This is a genomic window from Flavobacterium sp. 11 (genome assembly GCF_002754315.1).
GTDB lineage: Bacteria > Bacteroidota > Bacteroidia > Flavobacteriales > Flavobacteriaceae > Flavobacterium > Flavobacterium algoritolerans.
Map to the genome: position 1 here is coordinate 1,957,573 of NZ_PEFE01000001.1, position 11,771 is coordinate 1,969,343.

11 protein-coding genes are annotated in these 11,771 nt (G+C 32.6%); 9 read left to right on the plus strand and 2 right to left on the minus strand.

What is annotated here, in order from left to right; all coding sequences use genetic code 11:
- The first annotated feature begins 116 nt into the window (after positions 1-116).
- Positions 117-785, plus strand: a complete 669-nt coding sequence (locus tag CLV00_RS08520) for a hypothetical protein (protein ID WP_099714711.1) — start codon at positions 117-119, stop codon at positions 783-785.
- Positions 786-803: 18 nt separating this feature from the next.
- Here the strand turns inward: CLV00_RS08520 and CLV00_RS08525 are convergent, their stop codons facing one another.
- Positions 804-1,331, minus strand: coding sequence for a hypothetical protein (locus CLV00_RS08525; protein WP_099714712.1), 528 nt, complete (start codon positions 1,329-1,331; stop codon positions 804-806).
- A gap of 186 nt (positions 1,332-1,517) precedes the next feature.
- Here CLV00_RS08525 and guaA point away from each other — a divergent pair, with 186 nt between their 5' ends.
- From guaA to yidC, 7 genes are all read left to right on the plus strand, one after another.
- A complete protein-coding gene (gene guaA, locus CLV00_RS08530) occupies positions 1,518-3,047 on the plus strand; it encodes a glutamine-hydrolyzing GMP synthase (protein WP_099714713.1) in 1,530 nt (509 codons plus the stop codon).
- 129 nt (positions 3,048-3,176) lie between these two features.
- Positions 3,177-3,719 (plus strand): LysM domain-containing protein, encoded by a 543-nt coding sequence (locus tag CLV00_RS16550; protein WP_233206871.1) that lies wholly within the window; start codon positions 3,177-3,179, stop codon positions 3,717-3,719.
- 8 nt (positions 3,720-3,727) lie between these two features.
- Positions 3,728-5,116 (plus strand): LysM peptidoglycan-binding domain-containing protein, encoded by a 1,389-nt coding sequence (locus CLV00_RS08535; protein ID WP_233206872.1) that lies wholly within the window; start codon positions 3,728-3,730, stop codon positions 5,114-5,116.
- Positions 5,116-5,517 (plus strand): OsmC family protein, encoded by a 402-nt coding sequence (locus tag CLV00_RS08540; protein ID WP_099714714.1) that lies wholly within the window; start codon positions 5,116-5,118, stop codon positions 5,515-5,517. Before CLV00_RS08535 ends, CLV00_RS08540 begins: the two co-directional genes overlap by 1 nt.
- A gap of 82 nt (positions 5,518-5,599) precedes the next feature.
- Positions 5,600-5,833 carry a DUF3820 family protein gene (locus tag CLV00_RS08545; protein ID WP_099714715.1) on the plus strand — a complete coding sequence of 78 codons (234 nt, stop codon included), beginning with the start codon at positions 5,600-5,602 and terminating at the stop codon, positions 5,831-5,833.
- Between the two features lie 152 nt (positions 5,834-5,985).
- Positions 5,986-7,599 carry a CTP synthase gene (locus CLV00_RS08550; protein WP_099714716.1) on the plus strand — a complete coding sequence of 538 codons (1,614 nt, stop codon included), beginning with the start codon at positions 5,986-5,988 and terminating at the stop codon, positions 7,597-7,599.
- A 62-nt stretch (positions 7,600-7,661) separates the two neighbouring features.
- On the plus strand, positions 7,662-9,566 hold the full coding sequence (gene yidC / locus CLV00_RS08555; RefSeq protein WP_099714717.1) for a membrane protein insertase YidC: 1,905 nt from the start codon (positions 7,662-7,664) through the stop codon (positions 9,564-9,566).
- A 47-nt stretch (positions 9,567-9,613) separates the two neighbouring features.
- Here the strand turns inward: yidC and CLV00_RS08560 are convergent, their stop codons facing one another.
- Complete coding sequence (locus CLV00_RS08560) at positions 9,614-10,576, minus strand: fasciclin domain-containing protein (protein WP_099714718.1); 963 nt, start codon at positions 10,574-10,576, stop codon at positions 9,614-9,616.
- Between the two features lie 460 nt (positions 10,577-11,036).
- On the opposite strand from CLV00_RS08560, the gene CLV00_RS08565 reads away from it, so the two are divergent.
- Positions 11,037-11,753: a toxin-antitoxin system YwqK family antitoxin gene (locus CLV00_RS08565; RefSeq protein WP_099714719.1), complete on the plus strand. Its 717-nt coding sequence runs from the start codon at positions 11,037-11,039 to the stop codon at positions 11,751-11,753.
- The last annotated feature ends 18 nt before the right edge of the window (positions 11,754-11,771 follow it).

An 11,771-nucleotide genomic window follows, 5' to 3' on the forward strand; every position in this document is an offset into this window, starting at 1 on the left:
TTTAAAAATTGAATGTTATAAATGAAAGTTAAATTATGCCATAATTAGTCATTTTATATGATTAGTTTTTTATTTTTAAAATTTTACAAGCACTGATAAATTAATTTAAAAAAGTTATGAAAAGGATTTTATTTTTAATGATTGCAATAAGTATGTCTTTAAGTGGATATGCTCAGAATGAATTTAGTTCAAAATTTACGCCTATTCCACTCAAAAATAATGCACCTAAAATTAAAAAAGTAACTCCGCCAAAAGCAGAGATTCCTCCTATAAAGACTCCGAATGTATTCAAAAACCCAGAGCTTTTAAACCCGAATCCGAGTCCTTCACTTTCAATTACTCCGACCACTAATTTTTCAATGACTCCGAAAAATGAATTTATTAATCCGGGAGATGTTTACAGAGATAAATTAAACAAAAAGGAAGACAATTCTGAAGGTATCGTTTACAGAAAAAATCAAAATTTAGGAAATTTTACAACAAGTTCGCTTACCGCCAAAGTAAGATACAGAGATGCAGCTTATGTCGATGGCGATAAGATTCGTGTGTACTTGAATGATAAAGTCGTTGAATATCAAGTGAATTTAGATAGTAATTTCCAGGGTTTTGAAATAGTACTGGAAAAAGGATTCAACAAGATAGACTTTGAAGCCTTAAATCAAGGAAGTTCAGGTCCAAATACTGCTGAATTTCAGATTTATGATGACAATGGCGGTTTGATTTCGGCCAGTCAATGGAATCTTGGAACTGGTTTTAAGGCAACTATTATTGTTACAAAAGAATAATTTAGCACCGCTGATTTCTTAAAATGGATCAGCGGTAACTCTGAATTTCATGTCAGATTTTACACTGATGTCTTGTGTTAAACTTTCTTTAATAACTGCTTTAGTTCTTATTTTGTAAGAAGATGCTTTGATGTATTTGTCTAATTTTTGAGAAGTACACGTTAGATTTATAGTATTTGAAGTCGAATTGATTTCATCTAAATAAGCCAATTCTATTTCGTCATTTGCATCTGTTGAAATGTATAAATGAATCGATTTTAGAAAACTGAATGACTTATTGCTTGGATCTGTGATGGTCAATTTCAACTCACTTAATTTTACATCTTTTACTAATTCAGCTTTGGTATTGTTGTTTTCAAAAGTGGAACTTGAATTTGTCGTGACATCTGGAGTTACCACATTAAATGCAGTACCAAGAGGAAATCCACTTTCAATTTTAAAAGTTGTTTGATTGTCTATTGAAAAAGTCAATAAATCATCAATCACATTACATGAAGTTATTAAAAGCAGTACAGTTACTATTGATACATAAATTTTTGTTCTCATTGAAAGTTGTTTTGTCTTAAATTATTTTTTTAGAATGTATAAGTTCACTTACGAAAATTATAGGATTCGGGTTTTTTTAGGATTATTTTAATTTGATTTTAGCGGAATAATCCAAGTGAGACAAATAAAAAGAATATTTTTCAAAAATCAATTTTTCAATTCAAAATATAAAAAGTATTTTTGCGCATGCAACACAACGTACTTATTTTAGATTTCGGATCGCAATATACACAGCTTATTGCGCGTAGAGTTCGCGAATTAAATATATTCTGCGAAATTTTCCCTTACAATCATTTTCCGAGTGATTTATCATCTTATAAAGCAGTAATTCTTGGAGGAAGCCCTTTTTCTGTTAGAGGAGAAGATGCACCACATCCTGATTTATCTCAAATTAGAGGAAAACTACCTTTGTTAGCCGTTTGTTACGGAGCACAATATTTATCTCATTTTAGTGGAGGTGAAGTAGCAGCTTCGAATACTAGGGAATATGGTAGAGCTAATTTGTCTTTCATAAAAGAGAATGAAGTTTTCTTTGAAGGTGTTTCTGAGAACAGCCAAGTTTGGATGAGCCATAGTGATAGTATTAAGGCTTTGCCAACTGATGGTGTGAAAATTGCAAGCACACATGATGTGGAATTTGCAGCGTACAGAATTGAAGGTGAAACCACTTATGCAATTCAATACCACCCTGAAGTTTTCCATTCTACAGATGGATCAAAAATGCTGGAGAACTTTTTAGTGAAAATTGCAGAAGTTCCTCAAAATTTTACACCAAATGCTTTTGTTGAAGAAATGGTAGCAGAGTTAAAAGAAAAATTACAAGACGATAAAGTAGTTCTTGGTCTTTCTGGAGGAGTAGATTCTACTGTAGCGGCAGTTTTATTAAATCAAGCTATTGGGAAAAATTTATACTGCATTTTTGTAAATAATGGTTTGCTTCGTAAAAACGAATTCCAAAACGTATTAGATCAATACAAAGGAATGGGTTTAAACGTAAAAGGAGTAGATGCCGGAGATCGTTTCTTATCTGAATTAGCAGGTGTAAGTGATCCGGAAACCAAACGTAAAATTATTGGACGTGTATTTATCGAGGTTTTCGATGATGAATCACACCTTATAGAAGATGTAAAATGGTTAGCACAAGGAACAATTTATCCTGACGTTATTGAATCAGTTTCGGTAAAAGGACCTTCGGCGACTATAAAATCACACCATAATGTAGGAGGTTTACCTGATTACATGAAATTAAAAATTGTGGAGCCTTTGCGTATGCTTTTCAAAGATGAAGTGCGTAGAGTAGGAGCTTCATTAGGAATTGACCCAGAATTATTAGGAAGACATCCTTTTCCAGGACCAGGATTGTCCATTAGAATTTTAGGAGATATCACGCCGGAGAAAGTTAGAATTTTACAAGAAGTAGATTCTGTTTTTATCGAAGGATTGAAATCTTGGGGATTATACGACAAAGTTTGGCAGGCAGGGGCAATTTTGCTTCCGGTTAACAGTGTAGGTGTAATGGGCGATGAGCGTACTTATGAAAAAGTGATTGCGCTTCGTGCAGTAGAATCTACGGATGGTATGACCGCTGACTGGGTACATTTACCGTATGATTTCTTGATGAAAGTATCTAATGATATCATCAATAAAGTAAAAGGAGTCAATAGAGTGGTGTATGACATTAGTTCAAAACCGCCAGCAACTATTGAGTGGGAATAATAATTTAGATTGTAATCTAATCTTTTGAACATCATTGTTTTTAATGTTCTCTATAAAACGGTATCAGATTTTTGGAATAAAATTTGATACCGTTCCGTTATTAATAATTGAATAATTTTATAAATAAAAATGATGAAATATTTTTTTGCGATTTCTATAACGGCTTTGTTTTTTAATTACAGTGTTTTTTCACAAGAAAAAACTACTACACATAAAGTAGAGAAAGGAGAGACAATCAGTCAGATTGCAATAAAGTACAACGTTACTCCGTATGATATTTACCAATTAAATCCAGATGCACAAAGTGGATTGAAACCCAATAGTGTTTTGCTGATTCCAAAAAATAGCGGAAAACAAAAAGTAGCGGTTCAAACTAAGTCAGTTGCGAAAACGGTAACTCATGAAGTAGCACCAAAAGAAACTTTGTATGGAATCGAAAAAAAATATGGTGTTTCTGACGAAGCGTTAAAACAAGCAAATCCCTTTTTGGAAAAAGATGGATTACAAATTGGTCAAACCCTTACTATTCCTTCTGGCATTGGACAAAAAAATACTACTCCAGTGCAAACAAAAGTAGTGTATCATGATGTTCTTCCAAAAGAAACCAAATATTCTATTGCTAAAAAATATGGCATTACCATTGAAGAATTAGAGAAAAAAATCCTGAAATAGTTTCGAATTTGCCTGTTGGGTATAAATTAGTTATCAAAGGAAATGCTCCAAAAGTGGATAAAACTGCACCGGCGGTTGAAGCTAAAAAAGAAATTGTAAAAGCCAGTCCCGAAAAAGTTTCTACTGCAGTCAATTATTTGAATTATACGGTAAAACCAAAAGAAACACTTTATAGTTTGTCAAAAATGGCAGGAATGAGTCAGGAAGGATTAATTGCTCTTAATCCTGCTTTATCTCAAGGTGTTGTGGAAGGTATGATTTTGAAATTTCCGGCAACGATTAGTATCCCACAAGAAACTAAAAAAGAATACGCTGTAATCTCAAAGAAAAGTAACGGTAGAAAGAAATTAGTGTTGCTTCTGCCTTTCAATATTTCAAAAATTGAAGGCGATACGGTCAATTCGACTGCAATGCGCTTGAAAAAAGACAAATTCTTGAACATGACTTTAGATTTTTATGCAGGAGCTTTGGTGGCGATTGATTCTGCTAAACAACTAGGACTTGCTATAGATGTGAGTGTTTTTGATTCTCAAGAAACTAAAAATACCTCTAATGTTGCTGGAATAATCAAAGAAAATAATCTGGAAAATTCAGATGCTATCATTGGACCTTTCTATCAAAATAATGTGGAGAGGACAGCTGAACTATTAAATGCAAATCAAGTGCCGGTGATTTCTCCTTTATCAAAAGATACAGGTAATTCGTTTAGCAATATGCTTCAAACCATTCCTACTGCCATAGCTGTTAAAAATGCGATGTTCGATTTCATGAGAGCAAAAAATGGGAATATTATAGCGGTAGTGGATAAGAAAAAAGAATCGGTTATACAGTATATTAAAGAGAATCATAAAGATGTAAAATTTTCAACGCTTACTGCAAATGGTGGTGTATCTGCTGAAAATTTGAAAAGTTTATTTGTAAAAGACAGAATAAACTATGTGGTGATGGAAACTGGAAACACCGGAATGATTAAATCAACAATGGCGACTATGTTAGGTGCTATGGCTGCTTATAAAGTGCAATTGGTTATTTTGGAACCAAATGAAACATTAGATACTGATGAGATTAGTTTTGTGAATTTAACAAAATTAAAATTAATGTATCCTTCTGTTACTCGTGAAAATGAATCTCCTGAAGCTTTAGTTTTCGAAAAAGAATTTAAAAAGAAAAACAAAATTTATCCTAGTGCATTTGCAACTCGAGGTTTTGATATTACTTTTGATACCATGATGCGATTGTCACAATACAAGAAATATCAAGAAACGATTGAAACTACAGCTACGGAGCAAGTTGATAATAAGTTCGAATTTTACAAAAAAGAAGATGGTGGCTATATTAATAAAGGAGTGTATATCTTATATTATGACACTGATTTAACTATAAAACAAGCAAACTAATGACATCAAAAGTGACATATTTAGGGGATTTAAGAACCTCTTCCATTCATTTGCAATCAGGAAATGAAATTATTTCAGATGCTCCAGTAGACAATAATGGGAAAGGCGAGGCTTTTTCTCCAACGGATACCGTAGCCAATGCTTTGGCAAGTTGTATGATGACAGTTATGGGTATAAAAGCACGTGATTTAGAAGTTGATTTGAAAGGCTCCACTGCTGAAGTTACCAAAATCATGAATGCCGAACCAAGACGCATTGGTGCAATCGAAATTACATTTGAAATGTATGGAGAAGCGGATCAAAAGAATAAAACTATTTTGGAAAGAGTTGCCATGACTTGTCCTGTTTTTCTGAGTTTAAATAGTGAAATCGAAAAGCGTATTATTTTTAACTGGAAATAAAGAGATTTGAGGAGCAAGAGATAAGAAACAAGAAGTATTATACTTCTTGTTTCTTATCTCTTGCTTCTTTTTTATTAAAATAATGGATCAAAATCAAAAACAACTCATCAAACTTGCTCATACTAAAATGCCTTTTGGTAAATACGAAGGAAAGTATCTTATTGACTTGCCTGAATATTATGTGGTTTGGTACAGCAATAAAGGATTTCCGAAAGGCGAGTTAGGGCAGCAGCTTCAACTGATTTATGAACTAAAATTGAACGGATTAGAGGAATTGATACGAAATATTAAAAAAAGATACCCGAAACCACTTTAATTTATGAATTCAATAATGTTCTGAATTTTAAATTAGAACGTTTACCAATTCTTAAATTTCCAAATTATCTCATTTTCAAATTAGCTTTTTCTCAATTTATAATTGTATTTTTGCCAAGTTTTTTACACAACTACAACACAAACAACAACAGAATGAATCAAACGAAATATATTTTTGTCACTGGCGGTGTGACTTCTTCTCTGGGGAAAGGAATCATAGCAGCATCATTGGCAAAATTGTTACAAGCCAGAGGGTATCGTACAACTATCCAAAAGTTTGACCCTTATATTAATGTAGATCCAGGAACATTAAATCCTTATGAACATGGGGAATGTTATGTTACTGATGATGGAGCAGAAACAGATTTAGATTTAGGACATTACGAGCGTTTCTTGAATGTTCCTACTTCTCAGGCGAATAATGTTACTACTGGAAGAATTTATCTTTCGGTTATTGAAAAAGAAAGAAGAGGAGAATTTCTTGGTAAAACGGTACAAGTTGTACCTCATATTACCAATGAAATTAAAGATAGAATGCAATTGCTTGGTAAATCAGGTGATTATGATATTGTAATTACGGAGATTGGTGGAACGGTAGGAGATATTGAATCTTTGCCTTACATAGAATCCGTTCGTCAATTGGTTTGGGAATTAGGAGAACACAACGGAATTGTGATTCATCTTACTTTGGTGCCTTATTTGGCTGCTGCAGGAGAATTGAAAACAAAACCAACACAACATTCCGTTAAAACTTTGATGGAAAGCGGTATTAAAGCGGACATTTTAGTTTGTAGAACAGAGCATGAAATTTCTGAAGAATTAAGAAATAAATTGGCCTTATTCTGTAATGTAAAAAGAGAAGCTGTTATTCAGTCTATTGATGCTTCGACTATTTATGAAGTGCCAAATTTAATGTTGGAAGAAGGACTTGATGTAGTTGCATTAAAGAAATTAGATTTACCTAAAAAAGCGGCTCCGGACTTGAAAAACTGGAATACTTTTTTACGCAGATTGAAACATCCAAAGCATACAGTAAACATCGGTTTGATTGGTAAATATGTAGAAATGCAAGATTGTTACAAATCTATTTTGGAAGCATTTATTCATTCAGGTGCAGCAAATGAAACCAAAGTTAATGTGATTTCTATTCATTCAGAACATATTGACGCAACAAACATAAACGAGAAATTAGCCGGTTTAGACGGAATTCTTGTTGCTCCTGGTTTTGGAGAAAGAGGAATTGAAGGAAAAATCGAAGCTGTTCGTTATGCCCGTGAAAATAAAGTACCGTTTTTCGGAATTTGTTTGGGTATGCAAATGGCAATTATCGAATATTCAAGAAATATTGTAGGCTATGCTGATGCAAATTCTACTGAAATGAACGAGCATACTTCCCATCCGGTTGTAAACCTTATGGAAGAGCAAAAAACGATTACTGATAAGGGAGGAACAATGCGTCTTGGTGCATGGAAATGTGATATCAAACAAGATTCATTGGCATATAAAATTTACGGAAAAGAGACTATTTCGGAACGTCACCGTCACCGTTATGAGTACAACAGTAATTATGTAGCGCAATTGCAAAATGCAGGATTAATAGCTTCGGGTGTGAATCCAGATACAGGATTGGTTGAGATTATAGAAATAGAAAATCATCCATTTTTCATTGGGGTACAATACCATCCGGAATACAAAAGTACGGTAGCGAATCCGCATCCTATTTTTGTGAATTTTGTAGCAGCAGCGGTTCAGGCAAAGAAAAAATAACTGGAAATGATTTGGTTCCAATAAACGGTACACTTTAAACTTTTAAACTTTTTTTAATTATAATGGAACAAAAAAAATTTGATCTCAATTCGATTATAGGTTTTGCATTAATTTTTGGTATTTTGGTTTGGATTATGTACCAAAATCAGCCAGATCCTAAAGTGGTTGCCGCTGAGAAAGCCCAAAAAGAGCTTGCAATTAAGCAGGCTAAAGCAAAAGAATTAGAGGCGAAAACTGTTGCAAAAGCTACTATTGCCGTTGCAGCAACCGGAGATTCTACACAATTGGCCCAATTGCAAAAAACATTAGGAAATTTTGCTTATTCTGCTACGCTTCCTTCAGCTACAGCTGGTTTTACAACTATTGAAAACGAATTGGTTAAATTAAAAATTGCCAATAAAGGGGGATATATTGTTGAAGCTACTTTGAAAAAGTTTGAAAAATTCAAGAAAGGTTCTGGGCAATTAGTTGAATTGATAAAAGACAATAATGCTAATTTAAATGTACAATTGCTAACCAGCGATAACCGTACTTTAAATTCTAAAGACTTGTATTTTGAGCCTACTTTGACAAAAGTTGGAGCAGATCAAGTGTTGTCCATGAAATTAAAAGCGGGAGCTAATGAATTCTTGGAATACAAATACATATTAAAACCAAACGATTACATGATTGGTTTTGATATTCGTTCTCAAGGATTGAACAAAGTTTTAAACACAGCTAAACCATTGGATTTAGAATGGAACTTGAAAACCTTTAGAAATGAGAAAAGTGTATCTTACGAAAACCGTTATACTGAAATTTATTTTGAGCATAAAGAAGGAAAAGTTGATTACGCTGGTTTAGGTCAATCAGAAGAATCAGATCTTGAAAAAGCAACTTTTGTAGCTTTCAAACAGCACTTTTTCTCAACGATACTATTGTCAAAAACTCCTTTCGAAACTGCTAAAGTGAAGTCTGATAATTTGGTAAAAGATGATAAAATCGATACCACTTTTACGAAACAATTTAAAGCAAATATCCCATTAGCTTTTGAAAATGGAGAATTAGATCATAAAATGAGTTGGTACTTTGGTCCAACAGATTACAAGACTTTAAGTCATTATGATAAAAATTTAGAAAAAATCATCTCATTAGGTTGGGGAATTTTCGGATGGATCAATAAAATTATTTTTATTCCATTATTCGGATTTTTAAGTACTTATATAGCTTACGGAATTGCTATTATTATTTTTACAATAATTATAAAATTAGCAATGTCGCCTATTACATTCAAATCATTCTTGTCACAAGCCAAGATGAAAGTATTGCGACCTGAGATTACAGAATTGGGAGAAAAATTCAAAAAAGACCCAATGAAGAAACAACAGGAAACTATGAAATTGTACAATAAAGCAGGAGTAAATCCTATGGCAGGATGTATTCCAGCCTTGATTCAGCTTCCTTTTATGTATGCTTCGTTTCAGTTTTTCCCATCAGCTTTTGAGTTAAGACAAAAAAGCTTCCTTTGGGCAGATGATTTATCTTCTTTTGATGAAATAATACGTTTGCCTTTCTATATTCCTTTTTACGGAAATCACATCAGTTTGTTTCCAGTGCTTGCCTCGATTGCTATTTTCTTCTATATGAAAATGACTTCTGGTGACCAACAAATGGCGGCTCCACAACAAGAAGGAATGCCGGATATGGCGAAGATGATGAAAATCATGATTTATGTATCGCCAATCATGATGTTGTTTTTCTTCAATAGTTATGGTGCGGGATTGAGTTTGTATAACTTTATTTCGAATCTAATTACTATTGGGATTATGATAGTCATCAAAAGATACTTTATCGATAGTGATAAGATTCACGCTCAAATTCAAGAAAACAAATTGAAAGAGCCGAAAAAACAAGGTAAATTCCAGAAAAAACTGCAAGAAGTTATGGAACAAGCCGAAGCTCAAAAAGCACAACAAAAGAAAAAGTAATTCATAAAAAAAGCTCTCACTAATGAGAGCTTTTTTTTGTTATAAAATTAAAGGACTGGTAATAATACTTTGTCAATGGCATGAATAACACCATTTGAGCATTGTACATCAGTTATGATAATATTTGAAATCCTGTTGTTAGCATCTTTGATTTTTGCACCACCAGTAAGTTGAATGGTAAATGTTTGAGCCGGAGTTAGAATTGGAGTTACAACTTGTCCTTCGGTTAAACTGGCTGCTAAAACATTTGCAGGGCTTACCACATGGTATTGTAAAACTTTTGTCAAGTTTGCCGCTGAAACACCTGCAATTCCTCCTGGAGCTAGTTCAGTATTTAATGCAGTAAAAGCAGCATTTGTAGGAGCAAAAACGGTAAAAGGACCAGTGCCTGATAATGTAGTTATAAAATTTGGTTGACCTGATCGATTTAGAACACTAACTAAAGTACTAAAATTTGCATTTGCCGCAGCATGAGTTACAATTGTAGGTAAGTCGATAACTTTATCAACAATGTGGATTACACCATTTGAAGCCATTATATCAGCGGTTGTAACCGTTGCATTTCCGTTTAATTTTACTCCTGAAGATGTGTTGACGTACATGCTCAATGTGTTAGTGGTTGATGCGGAACCCTTAGCTAAAGTTTTTATGTAGCCAGTGGTTAAATCAGTAGATTTCACAGCACCAGTAACAACATGATTTAATAAAATTTGAGTCAAAGCTTCTTTTGGTACATCATTTATTGTTGCATAAGGAGTTGTTGCAAGAAAAGTTGCAAATGCCTCGTTAGTAGGTGCGAAAACTGTAAACGGACCAGATCCTTGCAAAGTTGTTGCTAATTCGGCTTTTACTAATGCTTGAACCAAAATGCTTAAATTTGCAGTACCAGATGCTTTTCCTGTTATTGTGTTGTCTGCAACCACATTTTCACTATCGTTGTCACACGATACTGCTAAGATTGAAAATAATGCAATCAAAGCTAAATTTCTAATTTTAGATACATTTTTCATAGTGTTTATTGTTTATTTGTTTCTTCGAAATTAATAAATTGATTTATCATTTTGTTTAATAATTTTGTAAAAATGATAAACATAATTAAAATTTATTATTTTTTTTAGGTTTGTTTAATTTATATTTTATTAGTAATAAATAATTCATAATATACTGATAATGATATCCGTATGTATTTGTTGGGTTTTTTGATCTACTATTGAAAAAAATAATAATAAGATGCTTAAACATTTTAAAAAATGATTCATTATAAGCTTTCGGGGTGTTAAATCAACGATATTATTAAACAGATAGTTTGAATCTATAATTCTGAATTGTCAATCACTTTTGCTACGACTCAAAAGAATAGAGTAGTATATTTGTGAAATAGTAGAGCAAGGAATAACTGTAATTAGTAAGTTGCCTAAAATAAAAAAGTAAATTATCAGTTTTATGATAATAAGTAAACACAAAGAAATAATGAAAACATATAAAATTAGTTTTTTTACACTTTTGATGTTGGTTTTTTTTAGCCAAAATATTGTATCACAAACAGATTTCAATAAGTTAGATGATAAAGGGAAAAAGCACGGAGTATGGAAAGGGTTTTATGAGGAATCAAAAAGACCCAGATATGAAGGGACTTTTGATCACGGAAAAGAAATTGGAGTTTTTAATTTTTACGATGATACCAAAGCTAAATCCATAATTGCCACAAGGGAATTTAATGCAAAAGACAATTCAGCATATACCATTTTCTATGACCAGAATAAGAATAAAGTAAGCGAAGGTAAAGTGGTCAATAAATTATTTGAAGGACAATGGAAATATTATCATCAAGCTTCAAAAAATATTATGACAACAGAGAATTACGTAAATGGTAAGCTGGAAGGTTTGCGTACGGTTTTTTATCTTAGTGGTAAAATTGCAGAAGAAATCAGTTATAAAAACAATTTGAAAAACGGTTTTTATAAAAAATATACTGAAAAAGGAATTTTATTGGAAGAGTCAATTTTTAAGAATAACATCTATAGCGGTTTAGCAATTTTTAGTGATACAAATGGCAATGTAGTTTCTAAAGGGCAGTTTGTAAATGGTAAAAAATCCGGAATTTGGCAGTTTTTTGAAAAAGGGAAATTGGTAAAAGAAACGAATATGAGTTTTCCGGAGAATGCAACAAAATCCAAAAATAATTAACTTTATAGTTAACAAATA

What these genes read in the sequence shown, in the direction of transcription:
- CLV00_RS08520 (WP_099714711.1), top strand. Translation starts at nt 117, where the DNA reads ATGAAAAGGATTTTATTTTTAATGATTGCAATAAGTATGTCTTTAAGT.
- CLV00_RS08525 (WP_099714712.1), bottom strand. Translation starts at nt 1,331, where the DNA reads ATGAGAACAAAAATTTATGTATCAATAGTAACTGTACTGCTTTTAATA.
- guaA (WP_099714713.1), top strand. Translation starts at nt 1,518, where the DNA reads ATGCAACACAACGTACTTATTTTAGATTTCGGATCGCAATATACACAG.
- CLV00_RS16550 (WP_233206871.1), top strand. Translation starts at nt 3,177, where the DNA reads ATGATGAAATATTTTTTTGCGATTTCTATAACGGCTTTGTTTTTTAAT.
- CLV00_RS08540 (WP_099714714.1), top strand. Translation starts at nt 5,116, where the DNA reads ATGACATCAAAAGTGACATATTTAGGGGATTTAAGAACCTCTTCCATT.
- CLV00_RS08545 (WP_099714715.1), top strand. Translation starts at nt 5,600, where the DNA reads ATGGATCAAAATCAAAAACAACTCATCAAACTTGCTCATACTAAAATG.
- CLV00_RS08550 (WP_099714716.1), top strand. Translation starts at nt 5,986, where the DNA reads ATGAATCAAACGAAATATATTTTTGTCACTGGCGGTGTGACTTCTTCT.
- yidC (WP_099714717.1), top strand. Translation starts at nt 7,662, where the DNA reads ATGGAACAAAAAAAATTTGATCTCAATTCGATTATAGGTTTTGCATTA.
- CLV00_RS08560 (WP_099714718.1), bottom strand. Translation starts at nt 10,576, where the DNA reads ATGAAAAATGTATCTAAAATTAGAAATTTAGCTTTGATTGCATTATTT.
- CLV00_RS08565 (WP_099714719.1), top strand. Translation starts at nt 11,037, where the DNA reads ATGAAAACATATAAAATTAGTTTTTTTACACTTTTGATGTTGGTTTTT.